This window comes from Myceligenerans cantabricum (assembly GCF_054777735.1).
Genome location: NZ_BAAHAJ010000004.1, coordinates 127,166 through 150,984 on the forward strand (window position 1 = coordinate 127,166; position 23,819 = coordinate 150,984).

General features: G+C 72.0%; 22 protein-coding genes. 8 read left to right on the forward strand and 14 right to left on the reverse strand.

The window, feature by feature from the left end:
* Window positions 1-29: 29 nt before the first annotated feature.
* Window positions 30-542 carry an NUDIX domain-containing protein gene (locus ACYU96_RS02905; protein ID WP_460748915.1) on the reverse strand — a complete coding sequence of 171 codons (513 nt, stop codon included), beginning with the start codon at window positions 540-542 and terminating at the stop codon, window positions 30-32.
* A 91-nt stretch (window positions 543-633) separates the two neighbouring features.
* Between ACYU96_RS02905 and ACYU96_RS02910 the strand changes: the two genes are divergently transcribed.
* From ACYU96_RS02910 to rfbA, 3 genes are all read left to right on the forward strand, one after another.
* Window positions 634-1,473 carry a purine-nucleoside phosphorylase gene (locus ACYU96_RS02910; RefSeq protein WP_460748917.1) on the forward strand — a complete coding sequence of 280 codons (840 nt, stop codon included), beginning with the start codon at window positions 634-636 and terminating at the stop codon, window positions 1,471-1,473.
* A 144-nt stretch (window positions 1,474-1,617) separates the two neighbouring features.
* Window positions 1,618-3,492, forward strand: a complete 1,875-nt coding sequence (locus ACYU96_RS02915; protein WP_460748918.1) for a phospho-sugar mutase — start codon at window positions 1,618-1,620, stop codon at window positions 3,490-3,492.
* A 132-nt stretch (window positions 3,493-3,624) separates the two neighbouring features.
* The gene (gene rfbA, locus ACYU96_RS02920) at window positions 3,625-4,488 is read left to right on the forward strand and encodes a glucose-1-phosphate thymidylyltransferase RfbA (RefSeq protein WP_460748920.1); all 864 of its coding nucleotides are present in this window, start codon (window positions 3,625-3,627) and stop codon (window positions 4,486-4,488) included.
* 48 nt (window positions 4,489-4,536) lie between these two features.
* Here the strand turns inward: rfbA and ACYU96_RS02925 are convergent, their stop codons facing one another.
* Entirely contained in the window at window positions 4,537-5,193 is a 657-nt protein-coding gene (locus ACYU96_RS02925; protein ID WP_460748921.1) for a class I SAM-dependent methyltransferase, read from the reverse strand.
* Window positions 5,194-5,250: 57 nt separating this feature from the next.
* Here ACYU96_RS02925 and ACYU96_RS02930 point away from each other — a divergent pair, with 57 nt between their 5' ends.
* On the forward strand, window positions 5,251-5,964 hold the full coding sequence (locus tag ACYU96_RS02930; RefSeq protein WP_460748923.1) for an HIT family protein: 714 nt from the start codon (window positions 5,251-5,253) through the stop codon (window positions 5,962-5,964).
* A gap of 107 nt (window positions 5,965-6,071) precedes the next feature.
* Window positions 6,072-7,007, forward strand: a complete 936-nt coding sequence (gene thiL / locus ACYU96_RS02935) for a thiamine-phosphate kinase (RefSeq protein WP_460748925.1) — start codon at window positions 6,072-6,074, stop codon at window positions 7,005-7,007.
* A gap of 3 nt (window positions 7,008-7,010) precedes the next feature.
* On the opposite strand, the gene ACYU96_RS02940 is transcribed toward thiL, so the two are convergent.
* Window positions 7,011-8,207 (reverse strand): hypothetical protein, encoded by a 1,197-nt coding sequence (locus ACYU96_RS02940; protein ID WP_460748927.1) that lies wholly within the window; start codon window positions 8,205-8,207, stop codon window positions 7,011-7,013.
* Window positions 8,208-8,311: 104 nt separating this feature from the next.
* Window positions 8,312-9,193 (reverse strand): dTDP-4-dehydrorhamnose reductase, encoded by an 882-nt coding sequence (gene rfbD, locus ACYU96_RS02945; RefSeq protein ID WP_460748928.1) that lies wholly within the window; start codon window positions 9,191-9,193, stop codon window positions 8,312-8,314.
* Window positions 9,194-9,311: 118 nt separating this feature from the next.
* Here rfbD and rfbC point away from each other — a divergent pair, with 118 nt between their 5' ends.
* Window positions 9,312-9,926, forward strand: coding sequence for a dTDP-4-dehydrorhamnose 3,5-epimerase (gene rfbC / locus ACYU96_RS02950; RefSeq protein ID WP_460748930.1), 615 nt, complete (start codon window positions 9,312-9,314; stop codon window positions 9,924-9,926).
* A gap of 72 nt (window positions 9,927-9,998) precedes the next feature.
* On the opposite strand, the gene rfbB is transcribed toward rfbC, so the two are convergent.
* From rfbB to ACYU96_RS02965, 3 genes are all read right to left on the reverse strand, one after another.
* Window positions 9,999-10,994: a dTDP-glucose 4,6-dehydratase gene (rfbB, locus tag ACYU96_RS02955; protein WP_460748931.1), complete on the reverse strand. Its 996-nt coding sequence runs from the start codon at window positions 10,992-10,994 to the stop codon at window positions 9,999-10,001.
* 45 nt (window positions 10,995-11,039) lie between these two features.
* Window positions 11,040-12,206: a nucleotide sugar dehydrogenase gene (locus ACYU96_RS02960; RefSeq protein ID WP_460748933.1), complete on the reverse strand. Its 1,167-nt coding sequence runs from the start codon at window positions 12,204-12,206 to the stop codon at window positions 11,040-11,042.
* Window positions 12,207-12,389: 183 nt separating this feature from the next.
* Window positions 12,390-13,208, reverse strand: a complete 819-nt coding sequence (locus ACYU96_RS02965; RefSeq protein WP_460748934.1) for a siderophore-interacting protein — start codon at window positions 13,206-13,208, stop codon at window positions 12,390-12,392.
* Between the two features lie 71 nt (window positions 13,209-13,279).
* Between ACYU96_RS02965 and ACYU96_RS02970 the strand changes: the two genes are divergently transcribed.
* Window positions 13,280-14,383 (forward strand): adenosine deaminase, encoded by a 1,104-nt coding sequence (locus ACYU96_RS02970; RefSeq protein ID WP_460748936.1) that lies wholly within the window; start codon window positions 13,280-13,282, stop codon window positions 14,381-14,383.
* A 67-nt stretch (window positions 14,384-14,450) separates the two neighbouring features.
* Window positions 14,451-15,164 (forward strand): deoxyribose-phosphate aldolase, encoded by a 714-nt coding sequence (deoC, locus tag ACYU96_RS02975; protein ID WP_460748937.1) that lies wholly within the window; start codon window positions 14,451-14,453, stop codon window positions 15,162-15,164.
* 29 nt (window positions 15,165-15,193) lie between these two features.
* Here the strand turns inward: deoC and ACYU96_RS02980 are convergent, their stop codons facing one another.
* The 7 genes from ACYU96_RS02980 to ACYU96_RS03010 form a co-directional block, all read right to left on the reverse strand.
* Window positions 15,194-16,504 (reverse strand): thymidine phosphorylase, encoded by a 1,311-nt coding sequence (locus ACYU96_RS02980; protein ID WP_460748939.1) that lies wholly within the window; start codon window positions 16,502-16,504, stop codon window positions 15,194-15,196.
* A complete protein-coding gene (locus tag ACYU96_RS02985) occupies window positions 16,501-17,022 on the reverse strand; it encodes a cytidine deaminase (protein ID WP_460748941.1) in 522 nt (173 codons plus the stop codon). Before ACYU96_RS02985 ends, ACYU96_RS02980 begins: the two co-directional genes overlap by 4 nt.
* 4 nt (window positions 17,023-17,026) lie before the next feature.
* Window positions 17,027-18,328, reverse strand: coding sequence for an ABC transporter permease (locus tag ACYU96_RS02990; RefSeq protein ID WP_460748943.1), 1,302 nt, complete (start codon window positions 18,326-18,328; stop codon window positions 17,027-17,029).
* Window positions 18,325-19,659 carry an ABC transporter permease gene (locus ACYU96_RS02995; RefSeq protein WP_460748944.1) on the reverse strand — a complete coding sequence of 445 codons (1,335 nt, stop codon included), beginning with the start codon at window positions 19,657-19,659 and terminating at the stop codon, window positions 18,325-18,327. The genes ACYU96_RS02990 and ACYU96_RS02995 overlap by 4 nt, the downstream gene beginning before the upstream one ends.
* Complete coding sequence (locus ACYU96_RS03000; protein WP_460748946.1) at window positions 19,656-21,176, reverse strand: ABC transporter ATP-binding protein; 1,521 nt, start codon at window positions 21,174-21,176, stop codon at window positions 19,656-19,658. The genes ACYU96_RS02995 and ACYU96_RS03000 overlap by 4 nt, the downstream gene beginning before the upstream one ends.
* 197 nt (window positions 21,177-21,373) lie before the next feature.
* Entirely contained in the window at window positions 21,374-22,438 is a 1,065-nt protein-coding gene (locus ACYU96_RS03005) for a BMP family lipoprotein (protein WP_460748947.1), read from the reverse strand.
* A 163-nt stretch (window positions 22,439-22,601) separates the two neighbouring features.
* Window positions 22,602-23,807 (reverse strand): amidohydrolase, encoded by a 1,206-nt coding sequence (locus tag ACYU96_RS03010; RefSeq protein WP_460749654.1) that lies wholly within the window; start codon window positions 23,805-23,807, stop codon window positions 22,602-22,604.
* Window positions 23,808-23,819 lie beyond the last annotated feature (12 nt).

The following is a 23,819-nucleotide window of genomic DNA, read 5'->3' on the forward strand; positions in this document are numbered from 1 at the left end:
CGGTGACGGCGCGTGGCGACGCCGCCGAGCTACGCCGCGGTACGGGCGAAGATCCGCAGCAGCTCGGGCAGCGAGGCCGCGAACGGGGGCAGCAGGTCGAGGCCGTCGAGCTCGGCCAGGGCGATCCAGCGCACGGCGAGGCTCTCCGCGTCGGCGGCGCGGGGGACGACGACCGCTCCGGGCCGGACCTCGGCGACCACCGTCGTGTAGGTCCAGCCGGGGTGCTCGAGGACGTGGGTGCCGACGACGTCGACGTCGTCCGGGTGGACGGCGGCCTCCTCGGCGGCCTCGCGGAGCGCGCCCGCCCGGGCGCTCTCCCCGGGGGCGAGGGCTCCGCCCGGGATGCCCCAGGTTCCGCCCATGTGGGACCACGGCGCGCGGTGCTGGAGCACCAGGTGCTCGGGGGCGCCGTCGGCACCGCGCCTCACGAGGAGCAGCCCGGCCGCCCCGTACAGGCCCCAGTGCTGGTGGTCACCGCAGTCCACCCAGACGTCCCCGTCATGACGGTGCAGCCCGGGCGGCGGCCTCAGCGATTCGGTCACGCACGCCAGTCTGGCAGAGGTGCCCGGCCGGTGGGCACCACACCCCCGACGGGCGGTGGCCGCCGGTGTCTGTGCCGGTTAACCTCGATTCATGAGTACCGCCCCGGATCTCGACGACCCCACCACCGACCCGTTCGCGGTCGCCTCCGCCGCCGCCGAGCACATCGCGGCCAAGTCCGGAGTGGCCGGTCACGACATCGCGCTCGTGCTCGGCTCCGGATGGGGCGGAGCCGCCGAGCTCGTCGGCGAGGTCGTCGCGGAGATGCCCACCGCCGAGATCCCGGGCTTCCTCAAGCCCTCGGTCGAGGGCCACCGCTCCACCACCCGCTCGATCCGCGTGGAGCGCCCCGACGGTTCGGTGCGGCACGCGCTGGTCATCGGGTCGCGTACGCACGTGTACGAGGGCACGGGGATGCGCCGCGTGGTGCACGGCGTGCGCACGGCGGCCGCGACGGGCGCGGAGACCCTGATCCTCACCAACGGCTGCGGCAGCACGCACATCGGCTGGCGGCCCGGGCAGGCGGTGCTGCTCAAGGACCACCTGAACCTCACGGGCAGGACGCCGCTGGAGGGCGCCACGTTCGTCGACATGACCGAGGTCTACACGCCCCGGCTGCGCGAACTCGCCCGCACCGTCGACCCGGAGCTTCCCGAGGGTGTCTACGCCCAGTTCCACGGCCCGCAGTACGAGACCCCGGCCGAGGTCAAGATGGCGCACCTGCTCGGCGCGGACCTCGTGGGCATGTCCACGGCGCTGGAGGCCGTCGCGGCCCGGCACTGCCGGATGGACGTGCTGGGGATCTCCCTGGTCACGAACCTGGCGGCCGGGATCAGCCCGCAGCCGCTGTCCCACAGCGAGGTGCTGGCCGCGGGCCAGGACGCCGGCCCGCGGATCAGCGACCTGCTCGCCCGCATCGTCGCCAAGGTCTAGGACCATGAACGCACCGGCACAGCCGACGAGCACCGCCGGAGACGACGGCCGACGCCGAGGAACGAGGCGGCACGCCGACGGAGCCCGTCGACGCGGGAAGAACCAGTGCGCCGACGGCGCCCGGAAGCTGCGGGAAGGACTGTCATGACTCTCCTGGACGACGATCCGCTGATCGCCCGCGCCGAGGCGTGGATCGCCGACGACGTGGACGAGGCCGACCGCGCCGAGCTGCGCAACCTGCTCGCGAGGACCACCGAGCCCCGGCTGCGCGACGTCGCGCTCGACGAGCTCCGCGACCGCTTCTCCGGACTGCTGGAGTTCGGCACCGCCGGGCTGCGCGGCGCGATGGCCGCCGGTCCGCGCCGCATGAACCGCGCCGTGGTCGTCACGGCGGCAGCCGGTCTGGGGTCGTACCTCGCGTCCGCCGTCGCCGAGGGCTCCGACGACGGCACAGGTGCGGGCGACACGTCCCGCCCACCGCGCGTCGTCGTCGGCTACGACGCGCGGCACCGGTCCGCGGCCTTCGCCCGTGACACCGCCGCCGTCCTGGCCGCGGCGGGCGCCGAGGTCGCGCTGCTGCCCGGCCCGCTGCCCACGCCCGTGCTCGCCTTCGCCATCCAGCACCTCGATGCCGACGCCGGCGTCATGGTCACCGCCAGCCACAACCCGGCGGTCGACAACGGCTACAAGGTGTACCTCGGTGGTCGCGTCGTCACGGGCTCCGGCAAGGGCGCGCAGATCGTGCCGCCGTACGACGCGCTGATCGCCGCCGAGATCGCCCGGCACGCGACCGCGCCCGGAGGCGCGTCCGCGGTGCCCCGCGCCGCGGACGGCTGGACGGTGCTCGGCGACGACGTCCACGAGGCCTATCTGAAGCGGGTCGCGGGGCTGCGCGACCCCGGTCTGCACCTCCGTGACGTGCACGCACCGCGTACGACACCGACGTCGGGCTCGCGGACGGCCGTCGCCGCCGCGGTCGCGACGGGCCCGGCGCCCCTGCGGATGGTGACCACGTCGCTGCACGGGGTCGGCGGCCGGACGCTCGGCCGGGTGCTCGCGGACGCGGGGTTCACCGACGTCGTGCCCGTGGAGCAACAGCTCGACCCGGACCCGGAGTTCCCCACGGTGCGGTTCCCGAACCCGGAGGAGAAGGGGGCGCTCGACCTCGCGCTGTCGATGGCGTCGGACGCCCGTGCCGACCTCGTCATCGCGAACGACCCCGACGCCGACCGCTGCGCCGTCGCCGTGTACGACACGGACTGGGGCACCTACCAGGGAGCCGAGACGGCGCGCTCGCACGGCTGGCGGATGCTCACCGGTGACGAGGTCGGGATGCTGCTCGGCTGGGACGTCGCCCGGCACACGACGTCGGGCACGCTGGCCAGCTCCGTGGTGTCGTCCCGGGCGCTGGCGGTGATCGCGACGCTGCACGGCCTGCGGCACGCGACGACGCTGACCGGGTTCAAGTGGATCGCCCGCACACCGGACCTGGTGTTCGGCTACGAGGAAGCGCTCGGGTACTGCGTGGACCCGGAGGGCGTGCGCGACAAGGACGGCCTGTCCGCGGCGCTGCGTGTCGCGCTGCTCGCGGAGCGCCTGAAGGAGTCCGGGCGGACCCTGCTCGATGCGCTGGACGACATCGCCCGCGCCTGCGGCCTGTACAGCACCGGCCAGCTCGCGGCGCGGTTCGACGACGTGGCGCGCATCCCCGAGGCGATGGCGCGCCTGCGCGCCACCCCGCCGGCGACGCTCGACGGCGCCCGGGTGACCGACGTCGTCGACCTGTCGGACGGCGTGGACGGCCTGCCGCCCACGGACGGCATCGTGCTGATGGCCGAGGACGACACCCGCGTGATCGTCCGGCCCAGCGGGACCGAGCCCAAGGTGAAGTGCTACCTGGAGGTCGTGGCGTCGGTGGACGGGGCGGTGACGAAGGAGGACCTCGGCCGTGCCCGCGTCACCGGCCAGGACCGCCTGGGGCGGCTGCGCGCGGAGATGGCCGAGGCGCTCGGTCTCTGACCTCTGGCCCCTGACGGGCGGACGACTGTCCGACGGCACCAGCCCCAGCAACCCACAACCGGCGGCGGCCCTGACGGGTCGCCGCAGCCGGTTGTGGGTTGCACCTCGTCCGCGCCGTGAAAGGATCCGGATATGCGAGGAATCATCCTGGCCGGTGGGTCCGGGACACGGTTGCACCCGATCACGCTCGGCGTCAGCAAGCAGCTCGTCCCCGTCTACGACAAGCCGATGGTCTACTACCCGCTGTCCACCCTGATCCTCGCGGGGATCAGGGACATCCTGGTCATCACCACCCCGCACGACGCCGAGCAGTTCCGGCGGCTGCTCGGCGACGGCTCGCAGTTCGGCGTCTCGATCGAGTACACGTCGCAGGCCACGCCGGACGGCCTCGCCCAGGCATTCGTCCTGGGTGAGCGGTTCATCGGGTCCGACGACGCCGCCCTCGTCCTCGGCGACAACATCTTCTACGGCCCGGGCCTCGGCAGCCAGCTCACCCGGTTCTCCGGCCTCGACGGCGGCGCGGTGTTCGCCTACCGTGTCGCCGACCCGACCGCCTACGGCGTCGTCGAGTTCGACGACGACCTCCGCGCCCTCTCCCTGGAGGAGAAGCCCGCCCGGCCGAAGTCGAACTACGCCGTCCCGGGCCTGTACTTCTACGACAACGACGTCGTGGAGATCGCCAAGGGGCTCGCGCCCTCGGCGCGGGGCGAGTACGAGATCACCGACATCAACCGCCACTACCTGGAGCGGGGCAAACTGCAGGTCGAGGTCCTGCCCCGCGGCACCGCGTGGCTCGACACCGGCACGTTCGACTCGCTCCTGGCGGCCTCCGACTACGTCCGGACCATCGAGCACCGCCAGGGCCTCAAGATCGGCTCCCCGGAGGAGGTCGCCTGGCGTCGCGGCTTCCTGACGGACGACGAGCTCCGCGTGCGCGCGGCGAAGCTCACGAAGTCGGGCTACGGCAGCTATCTCCTGAGCCTCCTGGCGGAGTGACCCGGCCCGGCGAAGCAACAGCTCCCGGGAGTGCGGCGCCCCGCGCCGTCATCGTTTCCGAACGATCAGGTTGACCCAGGGTGTCGGCCGGAGGATGGCGGGCCTCTCGGACCACCAGACCACGTCGAACCCGGCCCGTTCCACCTCGGCCCGCAGCTTGCCCGGCGGCCAGTGGGAGAAGTAGCGCGCCGCAGGCAGCCGGTCGCTCCCGGACATCTTGCTGAACGTGACCGCCGCCGCCTTGGTGTTGAAACCGAGCCTGCCCTCTGGGACCAGAGCTTCATGGACGTTCCGGAGCACGCGGCGCAGTTGCCGGTTGGTCATGTGGCAGAACACCGAGTTGGCGAACACCGCGTGCTGCCTTCCGGGGAAGCTGTCGTCGAGCACGTCGAACCGCAGTACATCGATACCCTGCGCCGCAAAGCTCGTGATGAACGGGTCGGCGATCTCCGACCGCTGGACCCGGTGGCCCAGCGACTCGAGGTAGTGGGCGTCGCGGCCCGTACCGGACCCGATCTCGAAGATCGGGCCCCTGAACGAGGCCTCGGCAGAAAACCTGTCGAGCCATTCCTTCATTCCGCCGGTGACTTGACCGGGTATGGACAACGCGTATTCACGAGCGTAGGAATCGTAGAATAACTTCGTCCTCTCCGCGACGATCCGGTCGTGCGACAGTATGGTGGCCTCTTGCTGCCCCAAGGTCATGGGAGTAGGGTAATGCGCACATTGTCGGCGTTCGACATATGCGTGGGGTGAATTCTCATGTCCGGTCAGCTCCGAGTGCTCGACTGCGAGTTCTGCGCCCCTCTCGTCGCCGACCCGGCATCGAGCGTCCGGCACCTCGCGCATCGCATTGTCGCTGTGTACCGGGAGATGGTCCTGGTCGCCGACCACGCGCCTATGACACTAGGACATCTGCTGCTGATTCCTCGGGAGCACCACACGGGAATGGCATCCTTTGTCGCCGGAGACCCTGGGGCGGCGACCATCTTGCAGGACGTGACACGCAGATACCGGGGAGCGTTCGGTGGCTGCACCGTGCTCGAGCACGGCTCGGGCGGGATCGGCTCGACGGCCGGCCCGTGCATCGACCATGCCCATTGGCACCTATTCCCCTATGATGATCAGCTGGGGCCGATAGTCGACGGCGACCATGGAAGTTCTATGAGAAGAATCGGTTCACTGGCCGAATTTGCACAGGAGTACTCCCGAGCCGACTATTTCTTGTGCTGGGATGCCGAAAGCGCTCGTGTCGCACTTCCCGATCCAGCGACGCGGCGTCCCCAGTACGCGCGGAGCGTCGTGGCGAGACACCTCGACTCGTCAGCGACGCCGTCCGACTGGGACTGGGTCCTGCGCACGGACGACGGCTTGCTCGTGCAGACCCTGGCTGCCGCGCGGGCGGTATTCACCACAGGCGACACGATGACGAACGACGATCCCGGACAAGACGGGGCGGCAGGGGCGAACGCGTGACACTTTCGGACGAGCCGACTCGGGTCGAACTACTCACCGCACTGATCGGGCGTACACCTCGGGCATGGCCTGCAGACCGGGCGAGCGGCGGGGCGGTTCACCTGGGCGTGCGGGCCGCCGATCGCGACGACTGTGCGGTCTTCGACGTCTCCGGACCGTTACAGATCGTGGTCGGCAGTGACTATGTGCGCGGCGCCGGATTCTCCATGTACGAGCTCGGGCACATGGACGAGTTCGACCTCGGCTATTACCTTGTCATGGCGAACGTCAGTGACGTGGCGGCGATGGGCGCCACGCCGATCGGTTTCCTCTCGGTCGTCCGCTACCCGAAGTGGGTCGACGACGACACGTTCCTCAGGATCATGGCCGGGATCAACACCGCCTGCGCCGAGGCCGGGATGGAGAGCGTGGGCGGAGACATCGGCGGGGCGGAGTCCCTCGTCCTCTCCGGCACCGCCCTCGGCGTCTGCGCACGAGGCGGCGCGCTCCGCCGGAGCGGCGCCCGCCCCGGAGATCATCTCTTCGTCAGCGGAGTGACGGGAGTGGCCGGGGCGGCGATGAAGTACTTCCGCGCACGCACCGCCGGAGCGGAGCAGGGCTCGGTGACGCGGGACATGGAAGCAGAGCTCATCGGCGCCTGGCGCCGCCCGCGGGCCGAGGTCGGGCTCGGCATGCTGCTGGCCGCCTCCGGCGTCGTGACAGCATGCCAGGACACGTCCGACGGGCTGAAGGGCACGCTGGAACAGGTCGCCGAGTCGAGCGGAGTCGGTATCGAGGTCGACGCCGCCGAGGTCCCCGTCTCGGCAGCCGTGACGGCCGTCTCACCGGTGGTGGGCGAGCCCGCGTCGGGCATCACCTTCGGCGACTCCGTCGACTTTCGCCTGGTGTTCACCGTCGACGGCGCGCTGACCGCCGCCGACGCCGCAGCTCGCTTCCCGCAGTGCCATCTGATAGGTCGCACGTCGGACGAGCCCGGCGTGCGCCTGCTGAACACGGACGGGACCCTCTCCCCCGTTCCCGGCAAGGCATGGCGGCACACGTAGAGATCAGCGCCGGTCCCATCGTGAGTAGGCCATCGACCCGAGCACTCCGGTGACGAGGGCGAAGGCGATGTTGGCGAGGGACGACACCAGCATCGCACCGTCCTCGCCCGCGGCGACGCGCCAGGACCAGAACGCGGCGACCACGAGCACGAGGAACACGATCGCGCGATGGAGCCAGCGCGCCCGCAGCAGCCGCCCGAACACGCGCCGCGGACGCGTCGACGACGGTTGAGCAGCCAGGTACGCCGCGAAGAACTGGTCCACCATCCCGGCATCGACGACGCCGATGCGCTCCGTGAGCGTGGAACGCAGCCCGCCGTCCGCCTCGACGGCACGGCACAGGTGGTCCGCCAGGCCACCGAGGTGTGCACGGGACCGCGCAGGAGCTCCGGCCAGCAGCAGGGCAGTACCGGCCACCACCTGCAACGGGAAGGTCATGTAGTGGTTCCGCCGCTCGGCCGGCTTCGGCACCCAGTAGTGGATCTGCTCATACCTGATCGGCTCGCCCTGCGCCTGCCGGAGCCAGCTGTCGAGGGCGTCCACGCCACGCCGTAGCGCCCGCTCGCTCTCCGGCCCGATCCCCGCGTGGCGAAGCCTCGCGAGGGCGATCACGGCGAAGGCCAGCTCGAGCATGCCCAACGGGCCGTCGTCCAGGACCCGGGAACCGAGCCACGCGACGGGCCCCTCCAGCATCCTGGCGTCCATTTCGTCGACGCCGGAGAGCGCGATCAGGGCATGGGCGGTGGCCAGCACGCTCGGATCTTCCGGCTCGTCGGGAACGACATGATGCCCCCACCCCTGCCCGTCGATGACGCCGGAGGCCAGGCTCAGGTACGCCGCGGTCGTGCGCGTCGGGCCGAAACGGACCGCGGAGAGCGCGTCGACGACGGCGCTCGCCTTGTGCGTGATGAACAGGTCGGACGTATCGAACTCGGCTGCGGACGGCTCCGCCACCCCGGGAAGGAGGCGGACCGTGCCGACCATGTCGCGCCCACGGGCCGCCAGCATCACGACGGCGGCAGACGTGCCGTAGATTCCCGTCTGGACCGCCCAGGCCGGCGCATCCGCGAACTGCCCCCACACCATGACGTGACCGGGCGTGAGCCGAGCCGCGGCGATGATCGACTCGCCCAGTCGTCGCCGCGCCGCCCTGATCTGCTCGTCACGGTCTCCGCCGTGGCCGCGGGCCGCCTCCGGCACCTGACCACCCCCGTTCGCACCTTGGCGAGCACATGGGATAATCTACCAGAGATGCCGTCTATCTAGCCGATATCACCACATGCCGGTGTTATCGGAAAGCAAAATCAGGACCGGTCCGCGTCAAGCACTGCCGGCGCCGCCGCCGCCCAGCGGTCCGCCCAGCCGCCGATCGGCCGCACGCCCGCCTGGTGCAGGCGGTCGTGGCCCAGCACGGAATAGGCCGGCCGCGGCGCGGGGCGCGGGAAGGAGGCGCTCGTCGTCGGCTCCAGCTTCACCTCGGCACCCGTCGTGGCCACGATCCGTTCCGTGAAGCCGTACCACGACACCTGGCCCGACGACGTGCCGTGGTACGTCCCGGGCGACGCGCCGACGGCCACCAGCCGCACGATGAGGTCCGCCACGTCCCGGGTCCAGGTGGGCTGGCCCACCTGGTCGTCGACGACGTTCAGCAGGTCCTTCTCGGCGGCGAGCCGCGCCATGGTCCGCGGGAAGCAGCCTCCGCCCGCGCCGTACAGCCACGCGGTGCGCACGATCAGCGAGCCCGGCGCCTCGGCCCGCACGGCCCACTCCCCCGCCGCCTTCGTCCGCCCGTAGGCCGACCGGGGCGCGACCGGGGCGTCCTCCGCGTAGGGCGCAGTGGCGGTGCCGTCGAACACGTAGTCGGTGGACACGTGCACGAGCCGCGCACCCGCCGCCGTGCAGGCCCGCGCGAGGTGCGCGGCGCCCACCGCGTTCGTCGCGAACGCCTCCGGCTCGTGCGCCTCGGCGTCGTCGACGGCGGTCCAGGCCGCGCAGTTCACCACGACGTCGTACCCACGGGCCGCCTCGGCGGCCGACGCCGGGTCGAGGACGTCGAGCCCGCTGCTGCGCCCGGCCCCCGCGACGTCGTGCCCCGCCGCGCGGGCGACCTCGACCATGTCCTGCCCGAGCATCCCGGACGCTCCGACGACCAACCACCGGTTCCCGGCACCGCTCCCCTGTTCCATACGTAGGATCCTAGGGTCCGACACCCGGCCCGCGCCCGTCTTGCCTGCACCGTTGTGGACAACCTCCGCACGGCCGGCGTCGTACGGTCCGGCGGGCCCTGCTTCGAGGAGAGAATCCATGCAGTACCGCGAGCTGTCCGTACCCGGCGCGTTCGAGATCACCCCGCAGCAGTTCGGCGACTCCCGAGGGCTCTTCCTGGAGGCCTTCAAGGCGGGCCCGTTCGCCGACGCCGTCGGGCACCGCTTCGACCTGGCGCAGGCGAACTGCTCCGTCTCCGCGGCGGGCGTGCTGCGCGGCATCCACTTCGCCGACGTGCCGCCCAGCCAGGCCAAGTACGTGCAGTGCCTGCGCGGCGCGGTGCTCGACGTCGTCGTCGACGTCCGGACCGGATCACCCACGTTCGGCACCTGGGACGCCGTCCTGCTCGACGACGCCGACCGCCGCTCCATCTACCTGTCGGAGGGCCTCGGGCACGCGTTCATGTCCCTGGAGGACGGCTCGACGGTCATGTACCTCTGCTCGGCGGGCTACGCGCCGGAGCGCGAGCACGGCATCCACCCGCTCGACCCGGCCGTCGGCATCGACTGGCCGACCACGGCCCGCGACGGCACCCCGCTCACCCCGCAGCTCTCGGAGAAGGACGAGGTGGCCCCCACCCTGGCCGAGGCGGAGTCCGAGGGCCTGCTCCCCACCCTCCAGGACGTGGAGAAGTACATCGCGACCCTGCGCTGACCACGTCCCCGCCGGGCTCCCGGCCGTGGCGCCGCCCGGTCCGGCGCAGCGCGGCAGACCGGGGAGCCCGGCCTACTGACCCGTCCGGGCGTACCTGGCCTCGGTGCCGGCCTTGGCCGGGCGCCACCAGGCCTCGTTGCTGCGGTACCAGTCGGCCGTGGCCGCCAGGCCGTCCTTGAACGCGGTGTAGCGGGGCGCCCAGCCGAGTTCGTCGCGGAGGCGGGAGGCGTCGATCGCGTAGCGCAGGTCGTGGCCGGGGCGGTCGGCGACGTGGTCGAAGTCGTCGGGCTGCCGGCCGAAGATCTCCAGCAGTGTCTGCACGACCTGCAGGTTGTTCTGCTCGCCGTCGGCCCCGATGAGGTACGTCTCGCCGATCCGGCCCCTGTCGATGACAGCCCAGACCGCGGCGTTGTGGTCCTCGACGTGGATCCAGTCGCGCACGTTGCGGCCCGCGCCGTACAGGCGCGGCCGGACGCCGTCGATCAAGTTGGTGACCTGCCGCGGGATGAACTTCTCGATGTGCTGGTACGGGCCGTAGTTGTTGGAGCAGTTCGAGATCGTCGCCCGCACCCCGAACGACCGCACCCAGGCGCGCACCAGCAGGTCGCTGCCCGCCTTCGTCGAGGAGTAGGGGCTCGAGGGGTTGTACGGGGTGTCGGGCGTGAACTTGGCCGGGTCGTCCAGCTCCAGGTCGCCGTAGACCTCGTCGGTCGAGATGTGGTGGAACCGCGTGCCGTGCTTTCGCACGGCCTCGAGCAGGGTGAACGTGCCGACCAGATTGGTCTGCACGAACGGGGACGGGTCGTCGAGCGAGTTGTCGTTGTGCGACTCGGCCGCGAAGTGCACGACGAGGTCGGTCTCGCCGACCAGCCGGTCCACCAGGGCGGCGTCGGTGATCGACCCCTCCACGAACGACACCTGCTCCGCGACCGGGGCGAGCGAGCCACGGTCGCCCGCATAGGTCAGCGCGTCGAGGACGGTGACCTCGGTGTCCGGGCGTTCCCGGACCGTCTGCTGGACGAAGTTCGTACCGATGAATCCGGCTCCGCCGGTGACCAGGACCTTCACGCTGCGAGTATCCCCCAGTGGTGCACGACGCGCGTCGTGGACCTGTCAGTCGCGCCCGTAGATGTCGCGCGTGTAGACCTTCTCCGCGACGTCGTCGAGCACCTCGGTGCGGCGGTTGGCGATGATGACGTCCGCCCGGGACGTGAACTCGTCGAGGTCGGCGATCACCTCGGAGTGGTAGAACTCGGCGTCCTCGAGGGTCGGCTCGTAGACGACGACCTCGACGCCCTTGGCCTTGATCCGCTTCATGATGCCCTGGATGGCCGACGCGCGGAAGTTGTCGCTGCCGGACTTCATGACGAGCCGGTACACGCCCACGACCCGCGGGTTGCGCCGCAGGATGTCGGCGGCGACGAAGTCCTTGCGGGTCGTGTTCGCGTCGACCACGGCCTGGATGAGGTTCTGCGGCACCTCGGAGTAGTTCGCCAGCAGCTGCTTGGTGTCCTTGGGCAGGCAGTAGCCGCCGTACCCGAACGACGGGTTGTTGTAGTGCGAACCGATCCGCGGGTCCAGGCCCACGCCCTCGATGACCTGCGCGGTGTCGAGGCCGTGCGTGGCCGCGTAGCTGTCCAGCTCGTTGAAGTACGCCACACGGAGCGCCAGGTACGTGTTGGCGAACAGCTTGATCGCCTCGGCCTCGGTCGCGTCCGTCAGGAGGATCGGCACGTCCTTGGTGACCGCACCCTCCAGCAGCAGGTCCGCGAACCGCTTGCCCCGCTCGGAGCGGTCGCCCACCACGATGCGCGACGGGTACAGGTTGTCGTACAGGGCCCGGCCCTCGCGCAGGAACTCCGGCGAGAAGACGATCGCCGCGCCCGGGTTGTCCTCGCGCATCCGTGCGGTGAAGCCCACGGGGATCGTCGACTTGATGACGATCGTCGCGCCCGGCGCCACGCCCAGCACGTCCTTGACCACGGACTCCACCGAGGAGGTGTCGAAGAAGTTCGACACCTCGTCGTAGTTCGTCGGCGTCGCCACGACGACGACCTCCGCGCCCTCGTACGCGGCGTGCGCGTCGAGCGTCGCGGTCAGGTTCAGCTCGTGCTCGCGCAGGTACTCCTCGAGCTCGACGTCGGCGATCGGGGACCGCCGTTCGTTCACGGCACGGACCTTCGACTCCTCGAGGTCGACGGCCCACACCTCGTGATTCTGGGCCATCAGGACTGCGTTCGACAGGCCGACATAGCCCGTGCCCACCACGGCGATCTTCATGCGGCCATGGTACGGGCTGCGCCCCCGTGCGAACGCCGGACTTCACCCGACGACCAGGAGTTCACCGCAGGTGCTTCTCACCCGGCAGCCGGACCGGCGCCGCGAACCAGCACGGCGAACCAGCGCTCCGTGGCGGCCCTGTCTGGCGTGATCGACGCGGGAGGCACGCCCCGTACGGCCTGATCAGGACGTGAGCGCCGCGTCGTCCTGCTCGACGGCGGTCTTCCAGGCGGACTTGTCCGCACGCCAGCCCTCGTCGTCACGGCCCTTCTTCCAGTAGCCCGACGCCGACAGGAGCTCGCGCGGGACACCCAGCTCCGCGCGGGCCCAGCGGCGCAGGTCGCGGACGCAGCCGGCCTCGCCGTGCAGGAACGCGTGGGGGACGCCGCCGGGCAGCGCGCCGGACCCGTGCGCGGCGCGGACGGTCGCGGCCAGCCCCGGGCCGCCGTCCTGCCGGTGCACCCAGGTCACGCGCAGGTCGCCGGCGGACACGAGCCCCTGCTCCTCGGCCGGACCCTCGACCTCGACGAACACGTGCGCGCGGGCCCCGGGCGCCAGGGCCTCGCACGCGGCCGCGATCGCGGGCAGCGCGGACTCGTCACCCACCAGGAGATGCCAGTCCGCGTCGGCCGACGGCGCGTACCCGCCGCCCGGGCCGAGGAACGTCACCTCGTCCCCCGGCTGCACCCGCCCTGCCCACGGGCCGCCGTACCCCTCGTCGCCGTGCTCGACGACGTCGACGTCCCACCCCTCGCGGTGCGCGTGGCGGATCGTGTACGTGCGGACGGTGGGGCGCGCCTCGGGCGCGGGCGGCGGGCCGAGCACGAGCTTGATGTAGCGGTCGGTGAACGGGCCGGGGTCGACGGCGGTGAGCGCGTCGCCGGACAAGGTCACCCGGACCATGTGCGGGGTGAGCCGCCGGACGGCGGTGACGGTGGCGGGGACGGGGACCCCGCGCTTGCGCGGGCTCCCGGTGGCCGGACTCTCGACGATCTGCGACATAGTGAGGCAAGCCTAACCTCTCTTCCTGTGCGCCGGGTGCGGGGACGGGCCGCGCGGGTAGGTTGGTTCGCATGACACACCTCGGCGCCGACACCGTCCGGGCGCTGCCCAAGGTCCTGCTGCACGACCACCTCGACGGTGGGCTGCGACCCGAGACCGTGGGCGAGCTCGCGTCCGCCGTCGGGCACCGGCTGCCGGCCGAAGGACCGGCCGCGCTCGCGGACTGGTTCGCGCAGCAGGCCGACTCCCGCTCCCTGCCCCGCTACCTGGAGACGTTCGTGCACACGGTCGCCGTCATGCAGACGGCGGACGCGCTGGAGCGCGTCGCCCGCGAGGCAGTGCTCGACCTCGCGGCGGACGGCGTCGTGCACGCCGAGCTGCGCTGGGCCCCCGAGCAGCACCTCACGCGCGGGCTCACGATGGCCCAGGCCGTCGAGGCGGTGCAGACCGGGATCGACGACGGCGTCGCGCGCGCCGCCGCCGCGGGCCACGCCCTCCGCGCCGGGCAGATCCTCACCGCCATGCGGCAGGCAGACCGCTGGACCGAGGTCGCCGACCTGGCGATCGCCCTGGCCGGCGACGGGGTCCTCGGCTTCGACCTCGCCGGCCCCGAGGACGGTTTCCCGCCCGGACGGCACGACCAGGTGTGGCGGCATCTCGCGTCCCACCAGGTCCCCGTCACGATCCACGCGGGCGAGGCCGCCGGCGTCGGCTCCATCGCCGAGGCCCTGCACACCGGGCAGGCCCTGCGCCTCGGGCACGGCGTCCGGATCGCCGACGACATCACGTTCGACCCGCACGGGGGCACGGCAGGGCCCGCCGAGCTCGGACCGGTCGCGCACTGGGTGCGCGACCAGCAGATCCCGCTGGAGGTGTGCCCGGTGTCCAACACACAGACCGGAGCCGCGGAGTCCGTCGCGACGCACCCGATCACCCACCTCAAGGAGCTCGACTTCGCCGTGACGCTGAACACGGACAACCGGCTGATGTCCCGCACCTCCATGACACGAGAGATGATGCTCCTGAACACGGAGGCCGGATGGACCCTCGACGACCTGCTCGACGTCACCGTGGCCGCCGCGTGGAGCACGTTCGTGCACCACGACGAACGGCGCACCCTGGTCGAGCAGGTCGTCGTGCCCGGCTTCCAGAAGATCGAAAGGGCACAGCTCTGACGCAGGGCCCCGGACCGGCGCACGCCCGGGACCGGAGCCCGCGGGAGCGGTGCGGAACGGAGCAACCATGACCCTGGACCGTGCGGCGCTCGCCGCCGCCGTCGACCACACGCTGCTCAAGCCGGAGGCGGCGGCAGCGGACGTGACCGCCCTCGTCGAGGAGGGCGCCCGTCTCGGTGTCTTCTCCGTGTGCGTGTCCCCGACGTTCGTGGCGCACGCCCGCGAGGTCGCGGCCGGGCGGCTCGCCGTCGCCACCGTGTGCGGCTTCCCGTCCGGGAAGCACCTCAGCGAGGTCAAGGCGGCCGAGGCCGCCCGTGCCGTGTCCGACGGCGCGGACGAGGTCGACATGGTGCTCGACGTCGGCGCGGCACGGGCCGGCCTGTTCGCCGACGTCCGGGCGGACATCGCCGCCGTCCGGGCCGCCGTGCCCGACCATCACGTGCTCAAGGTCATCATCGAGTCCGCCGCGCTGAACGCCGGCCAGATCGTCGCCGCGTGCGAGGCCGCCGAGGCGGCCGGCGCCGACTACGTCAAGACGTCCACCGGCTTCCACCCGACGGGCGGCGCGTCCGTGGAGGCGGTCTCGCTCATGGCGAGGACCGTCGGCGGGCGCCTCGGCATCAAGGCGTCGGGCGGGATCCGGGACCTGAGCGCGGCGCTCGCGATGATCGACGCGGGCGCGACCCGCCTCGGCCTGTCGAGCACGGCGACGGTGCTGGACGGGTACGACGGCGGCCCCGTCCCGGGCGCCGGCGTCGCGCCGGCCGGTGGCGGGTACTGACCGAGGAGGCTCGCGACCCCTCGGCCCCGTCAGGCGACGCGGTCGAGGATCAGCCGGCCGGGGGAGGCCGCGGCGAGTGCCTCGGCCGAGCCCTCCGGGGCCACCTGCCAGGCGCCCTCCAGAGCCTGCCCGGCGCGGGCGAAGCGGTCCGGCGTGTCGGTGTGCAGCGTCAGCAGGGGCTGCCCCGCCGTCACCCGGTCGCCCGGCTTCGCGTGCAGCCGGACGCCCGCGGCCGCCTGCACCGGGTCCTCCTTGCGGGCACGTCCCGCGCCGAGCCGCCACGCCGCGATCCCCACGGCGTACGCGTCGAGGTGGGTCAGCACGCCGTCGGCCCCGGCGAGCACCGTCTCGGTCTCCTTCGCGACGGCGAGCGCCGCGTCCGGGTCGCCGTCCTGGGCCGTGATCATGCGCCGCCACGTGTCCATGGCGCGGCCGTCCGCGAGGGCGGCCCGCACGTCGTCCGGGGCCACCGGCCGGCCGGCGCCCGCCAGCATCTCGACGGCGAGCGCCACGGTCAGCTCGACGACGTCGGCGGGGCCGCCCCCGGCGAGCACGTCCACCGACTCGGCGACCTCCAGCGCGTTCCCGGCGGTCAGCCCGAGCGGGACGGACATGTCGGTCAGCAGGGCGACGGTGTGCACGCCGGCGTCGCTGCCGAGGTCCACCATGGTCCGGGCGAGCTCCCGGGCCTGCGGCAGCGACTTCATGAACGCGCCGGAGCCCACCTTGACGTCCAGCACGAGCGCGCCGGTGCCCTCCGCGATCTTCTTCGACATGATCGAGCTCGCGATGAGCGGGACGGACTCCACGGTGCCGGTGACGTCGCGCAGCGCGTAGAGCTTGCGGTCGGCGGGCGCCAGCCCGGACCCTGCCGCGCAGATCACCGCGCCGGTGTCCTCGAGCTGGGCGAGCATCTCCGCGTTGCTCAGCGCGGCCCGCCAGCCCGGGACCGACTCCAGCTTGTCCAGCGTGCCGCCCGTGTGCCCGAGCCCGCGGCCGGACAGCTGCGGGACGGCGACGCCGAAGGTCGCGACCAGCGGGGCCAGCGGCAGCGTGATCTTGTCCCCCACGCCGCCGGTGGAGTGCTTGTCGGCGGTGGGCCGCGACAGCCCGGAGAAGTCCAGCCGCTCGCCGGAGGCGATCATCGCGCGGGTCCAGTGTGCGATCTCCACGCGCGACATCCCGTTCAGGAAGATCGCCATGGCCAGCGACGACATCTGGTAGTCGGTGACGACGCCGCGCGTGTAGGCGTCGAGGACCCAGTCGATCTGCGCGTTCGAGAGCGCGATGTCGTCCCGCTTGGCGCGGATCACGTCCACGGCGTCGAAGTGCTCGGTCATGGCTGTTCCTCCCCGTAGCCCGCTCCGTGGGCCCTCCGCGGGCCCTGTTCTCCTCGCACCCGTGCCAGGTCCTCGGTGCCGAACGCCTGCGGCAGCACCTGGTCCATCGGCAGCACGCCCTGCGGTGTGTCGACCCGTAGGCCGGGCCCGCCGTGCTCCCACAGGAGCTGGCGGCACCGGCCGCACGGCATGATCAGCCGTCCGTCGCCGTCGGCGCAGGTGAACGCCACCAGCCGGCCGCCGCCGGACATCATCAGCGCGCTCACGAGCGAGCACTCCGCGCACAGCGTGACACCGTACGCCGCGTTCTCGACGTTGGCCCCGGTCAGGAGGCGCCCGTCGGCCGCCAGGGCCGCGGCGCCGACCGGGAAGCCGGAGTACGGCGCGTAGGCGTGCCGGAGCGCGTCCCGCGCCGCGGCCCGCAGAGCCTCCCAGTCGACCGGGCCGACGGCGGCCGTGGTGTCCTCGTCCCGTGCGGCGCCCGTCGGCCCGCGTCCGTCGGCGTCGCCCGTGCTCACCGGGTCAGCCCTTCACGTACGGCTCGCCGTTCGCGGCCGGCGGCCGCGAGCGCCCGACCAGCCCTGCGACGGCGAACAGCGTCACCACGTACGGAACCATCAGCATGAACTGGCTGGGCACGGGCGACCCCACGACGCTGAGCACGTTCTGCAAGTTGGAGGCGAACCCGAACAGCAGGCCTGCCAGGGCCGCCCGCACGGGGTCCCACTTGCCGAAGATCATCGCGGCGAGGGCGATGAAGCCCGCGCCCGCGGTCATGTTCTGCCCGAACTGGGCGAGCACGACCGTCGTGTAGAACGCACCGCCGATCCCGGCGGACGCGCCGCCGATGAGCAGCGCCCGGTAGCGGGTGCGCTCGACGTCGATGCCGACGGTGTCGGCCGCCTTCGGGTGCTCGCCGACGGCGCGCAGCCGCAGGCCCCAGCGCGTGCGGTACAGCGCGAACCACACGCCGGCGACGACGAAGTACATGAGGTAGACCAGCGGGGCCTGGTCGAACAGGATCGGGCCCAGCACGGGGATGTCGCTCAGCACCGGGATGGTCCAGGTGCCGAACCGGGGCGCGGTGTTCAGGTTCGCCGCGTCGGGCACGAGCACCTGCGAGTAGAAGAACGACGTCAGCCCGAGGACCAGCACGTTCAGCACGACGCCGACGATGATCTGGTTGACGCGGTACGTCACGGTGAACAGTGCGAGCACGAGCGCCACGAGCATGCCGGCGAGCACGGCGACCAGGAGCCCGACGAACGGGCTCCCGCTGAGGGACCCGGCGACGGCGGCCGTGAACGCCCCCGCGAGCATCTGCCCCTCGATGGCGATGTTGATGACGCCGGACCGTTCGCCGATCACGCCGCTCAGCGAGCCGTAGACGATCGGCACGGACCACAGCAGGGAGCCGGACAGCAGGCCCACGATCGACAGCGTGCCGGAGCTCCCGGCGCCCGCCCAGGCCAGGAAGCCGACGAGGAAGGCGACGCCGAACACCCCGATCACCCACAGGGGCGTCCTCCGGTTGGCCAGGGTGCGCACGACGGCGTACGCGGCGGCGAGCGCGAGGACCGCGAAGCAGCCCCACGCGAGCGGCATGGCCGGCACGACGAGGACAGGGATCTGCACGGCGTCGCCGCCACGGGACAGGGCGAAGCGGGTGTCGCCGTCCCGGGGGACGGCGAGGAGGAGCAGGGCGTACAGCGCACCGACGACGAGGAGTCCGCCCGCGGCCTTCCAGCCGACGTGCGTCACCTTGCGCTGTGCGGTGTCCGACGGCGTTCCCGGTGCGCCCGGGGCCTCGACTGCGGCGCTCACGCTGCCGCCTCCTTCCTGGCCCCGCGGGCCTTTCGGGGAGTACGGCGCGCCGGGTCCGGCAGCCGGAAGATCGCACGGACCAGCGGCGGGGCGGCGATGAACAGCACGATGAGGGACTGCACGACGAGGACGATGTCGCTGGGCACGCCCTCGGACGCCTGCATCGCCGTGCCGCCCGCCTTGAACGCGCCGAACAGGATCCCGGCGGCGAGGACGCCCCACGGGTTCGACCCGCCCAGCAGGGCGACGGTGATCGCGTCGAAGCCGATGCCGGCGTCGATGTCGCCGCTGAAGCCGGTGGTGACCTGCCCCAGCACCTGCGACGCGCCGGCCAGCCCGACGAGGCCACCGGCCACGAGCATGACCTTCACCGTGGTCCAGGGGACGTCGATGCCGGCCACGCGGGCGGCGCGCGGGTTCTGACCCACGGCGCGGAACGCGAAGCCCTGCGAGGACCGGTTCAGCAGCCACCACACGAAGACGACGGCACCGAGGGCGAGCACGAACCCCCAGTGCAGGTTGTAGCGCTCACCGAGCAGGCCGGGCAGCTGTGCCGACGGCAGCGTGGGCGGCGTCTTCGGGTTCGCCGACCCGGGGGCCTGCAGCAGGCCGGGGGTCGCCAGCAGGTAGGCGACCAGGTAGAAGGCGATCCAGTTGAGCATGATCGTGACGATCACCTCGTGCGCGCCGGTCCGGGCCTTGAGGACGCCGGCGATCCCCGCCCACACCGCGCCGCCGGCGATGCCGGCGGCGACCGCGAGCAGCGTGTGCACGCCGAACGGCAGGCCGGTCACGCCGAAGCCGACCCAGCCCGCGGCGGTGGCCGCCATGAGCATCTGCCCCTGGCCACCGATGTTGAGCAGGCCGGCGCGGAACGCCAGCGCCACGCCGAGGCCGGCCGCGATGAGCGGCGTCGCGTAGTTGAGCGTCTCGGTGACGGGCCGGATCTGCGCCGCGAAGCCGTCGGCGCGCGGGTTGAACACCGCACCGCGGAACAGCGCCGAGTACGCGCCGCCGATGGCGTCTCCGAGCGCGACGAACAGGTCGCCGGGACGGGCGAAGAAGTAGACCGCCGCGGAGGTCACGCGATCGTCGGTGAACGCGATCATGACGGAGCCGACGAGCACGGCCAGCAGGACCGCGCCGGCCGCCACCGTCCACGGGTGGCTCATCGTCTCCTGCAGCGCGTGGGCCAGTCGGTCGGCGGTGTCCTCCTCGGCCTCCGGGCCGGTGGGGGCACCCGACTCGCGGGCCTTGACCTGCTCGAGCTCCTCGGCGAGGCCGGGCTCCGCGGCCGGTTCCGTGCCGGGGTCGTTGGTCTGGTCGTTCACGCGGCCTCTCCTCCGTCTTCCACCGGCGGGATCCCCGCCATCATCAGCCCGAGGGTGTCGCGCGGCGTCGTCGACGGCACGATGCCCACCACCCGGCCGCGGTACATCACCATGATCCGGTCTGCCAGCGCGGTCGCCTCGTCGAGCTCGGTCGAGACGACGACCACCGGCACGCCGGCGTCGCGCGTGGCGACGATCTGCTTGTGGATGAACTCGATCGAGCCGACGTCGACGCCGCGCGTCGGCTGGGCCGCCACGAACAGGCGCAGGTCGCGCTTCAGCTCGCGGGCGAGGACCACCTTCTGCTGGTTGCCGCCCGACAGCCGGCCCACCGGCGTGTCGATGCCCTGCGTGCGCACGTCGTACTCGCTGACGGCCTCGTGGGCGAACCCGTCCCGGTAGGTGAGCTGCAGCGAGCCCGACCTCACGAACGGCGGCCCGGCGGAACGGTCCAGCATGAGGTTCTCGGCGATCGTGAACTCCCCCACCAGGCCGTCGTGGGTGCGGTCCTCCGGGACGAAGCCGACGCCCTGGTCCAGCACCTTGCGCACGCTCAGGCCGGTCAGCGCGTGCCCGTCGAGCGTGATGCGCCCGGACACGTCCGCCTGCAGGCCGAGGAGCGCCTCGGTGAGCTCGGTCTGGCCGTTGCCCTGCACACCGGCGACGACGAGCACCTCGCCGCCGCGCACCTCGAAGGAGACGTCGTCCACCACCATCGTGCCGGCCTCGTCGACGACGCGGAGCCCGTCGACGCGCAGCATGTTCTCGGTGTACTGCGGCTCGTCCTTCTGCACCTTCAGCTCGACGGCGCGGCCCACCATGAGCGAGGCGAGGTCGGCGTCCGACGCCGTCGGACTGGCCTCGCCCACCACCTTGCCGTGCCGCACCACGGTGATGCGGTCCGCCACCTCGCGGACCTCGCGGAGCTTGTGGGTGATGAAGACGATCGCGGCACCCGAGTCGCGCAGCTGGCGCATGATCGCCATCAGCTCGTCGGTCTCCTGGGGCGTGAGGACCGCCGTCGGCTCGTCGAAGACCAGGACGTCCGCGTTGCGGGAGAGGGCCTTGATGATCTCCACGCGCTGCTGCACGCCGACCGGCAGGTCCTCGATCAGGGCATCCGGGTCCACGTGGAAGCCGAACCGCTCCGAGATCTCCCGGACCTGACGGCGCGCGGACTCCACGTCCAGCACTCCCGCGGTGCCCGGCTCGTGACCGAGCATCACGTTCTCCGCCACGGTGAACACCGGCACGAGCATGAAGTGCTGGTGCACCATGCCGATGCCCGCCGCCATCGCGTCGCCCGGGCCGGAGAAGCGCTGCGCCTCGCCGTCCAGCAGGATGTCGCCCTCATCGGCCTCGTACAGCCCGTAGAGCACGTTCATCAGGGTCGACTTGCCCGCGCCGTTCTCCCCCAGCAGGCAGTGGATCTCGCCCGGCTCGACGGTCAGGTCGACGTGGTCGTTGGCGACCAGCGCCCCGAAGCGCTTCGTGATACCGCGCAGCTCCAGCCGCATGTTCTTCCTCTCCGCTGATCCAGTCCATTGACGCACCCGAGACCTGGGACCAGCAAACGCGCGACGGCACGACGCCGAGGCAGCGGGTTCTGCGCCCCGACCCGCTGCCTCGGCGGCACTGCACGGCACGCGGCCGCGCACAGGACGGCCGAGGCAGCAGGCAGGGCGCAGAACCTACTACCTCGGCAGGTGGTACGTCACTCGGACAGGTAGGACTCGACCTCGATCTCGCCGCCGATGATCGACTCCTCGAGGGACTCGACCTCGGCCGCCAGCTCCGGGTCGACCTCGCCCTCGAAGTTGTGGAACGGGGCGAGCCCGACACCGTCGTTCTCGAGGGTGCCGATGTACGGCTCCGGGTCGAAGTTCCCGTCGGCCGCCTGCTGCACGGCCTCCGACGTGGAGACGTCCATGCCCTTGAGGATCGAGGTGAGCACCACGTCCTGCGTCGAGGGGTCCGTCTCGTACAGGTCGGCGTCCACGCCGATGAGGGCGATCTCCTCGCCGGAGTCCTCGATGGCGTTCAGCGCCGACTGGTAGACGGGTCCGCCGACCGGCAGGAGCACGTCGACACCCTGGTCGATGATGTTCCCCGCGGTGGCCTTGGCCGTGGCGTCGGCGGTGAAGCCGCCGGTGAAGGAGTCCATCCCCACGACCTCGACGTCGTCGTCGTGCACCTCGTTGTAGTGCTCGACGCCCTGCTGGAAGCCGTCCATGAAGATCGTCACGGTCGGGAACTCCATGCCGCCGAAGGTGCCGACCTTGCCCGCCTCGGAGTAGCCGGCGGAGAGGTAGCCCGCGAGGAACGCGGCCTCGGCGGTGTTGTACAGCAGCGGCTTGATGTTCTCCGCGTCCGCCGCGCCGTCCTGGTCCGCGTCGGCCGGGTCGTCGATGAGGATGTAATCGATCTCCGGGTTCGCGGTGGCGGACTCGATGGTCGTCGCCGACAGCGCGAAGCCGACGGTCACGATCGCGTCGCACCCCTCGTCGACGAGTGACTGGACGTTGCCCTGGTACTCGCTCTCGGAGTTGGACTCGACCTCGCTGGTCTCCGCGCCGATCGCCTCGGCGGCGTCCTGGAGGCCCTCGTAGCTGAGCTGGTTGAAGCTCTTGTCGTCGAACCCGCCCTCGTCGGAGACGATGCACGGCATGAAGTCGCTCGCGGCCTCGTCGCCACCGGACTCTTCGGGGGCCTCCCCGCACGCGGTGAGTACGAGTGCCACAGCACCGGTCAGCGCGGTGAGCGCTACAGCCTTCTTCACCTGATGCTCCTCGATGGATTGTCTCCAGGGCCCTGGGTCAGGCCCTGTACTTCGACCGAGGTTAGCCAGCGCTCACCCCGATCCGCGTAACGAGCAGGTGACGACGACAAGTCGTTACCGAAGCGTCACCGAGACCGGGTAGTCCGTAGGGGCCCGGTCACCCTCAGGCGCCGCGCGCCGCGTACTGAGCCAGCATCCGCACCCCGACGCCGATCGCGCGCTCGTCCACGATCAGGTCGCCCTGGTGGATGTCGTAGGTGCGGCCTCCCGGGGTGCGCGTGCCGAGGCGGGCCATCGTGCCGCGCACGTGCGTCAGGTACCAGCCGAAGTCCTCGCCGCCCATCGACTGCTCGGTCAGGACGACGGCGTCCGGGCCGACCGTCTCGCGGGCGGCGGCCTCGAGCGCCGTGGTCTCCGCCGCGTCGTTGTCGACGGGCGGGACGCCACGGGTGTGGTGCACGGCGACCTCGACGTCGTACGGCTTGACCACCTGTTCGACGACCTCGCGCACCAGGTCCCCCGCGTTCTCCCACGCGGTGACGTCGAGGCAGCGCAGCGTGCCCTTGACCGTGCCGGTGCTCGGGATGACGTTGGGCGTCCGGCCCGCCTGCACCGTGCCCCAGGTGAGGTTGACGCCGGAGCGCGGGTCCAGCCGGCGCCCCAGCGCCGCCGGGACCTGGGTGATGACCTGGCCCAGCGCGAAGACGACGTCGCCCGTCAGGTGCGGGCGCGAGGTGTGGCCGCCCGGGGACGAGACGGTGACGGAGACCGCGTCGGCCGCGGACGTGATCGAGCCGATCCGGGTCCCCACGGTGCCGACGTCGATCTTCGGGTCGCAGTGCACCGCGGCGATCCGCGTGACGTCGTCGAGCTCGGAGGTGCCGAGCACGTCGAGCGCCCCGCCGGGCATGACCTCTTCGGCAGGCTGGAAGAACAGCCGCACGCCGTGCTTGAGCAGGCCCTCCGCGGCCAGGCGGGCGAGCACCAGCCCGGCACCGAGAACCGTGGTGGTGTGCACGTCGTGTCCGCAGGCGTGCGCGACTCCTGGCGTCGTGGACGCGAAGTCGACACCGCTGGACTCCTGCAGCGGGAGGGCGTCGAGGTCGGCGCGCAGGGCGGCGCGGGCGCCGCCCTCCGGGCCGATGTCGCACACCAGGCCCGTGCCGTCCAGGAGGCGGGGGCTCAGCCCCGCGGCACGCAGCCGGTCGGCCACCGCCGCCGTCGTCCGCGACTCCTGGCGTGACAGCTCCGGGTGGGCGTGCACGTCCCGCCGGAAGGCGACCAGCTCCTGCTGCAGCTCGTCCGCGAGCTCGACCACGCGATGCGCGAGCGCGGCGCGCGACCCCTGGGCCGGGGTGGTCGAAACGATCTGATCAAGCTC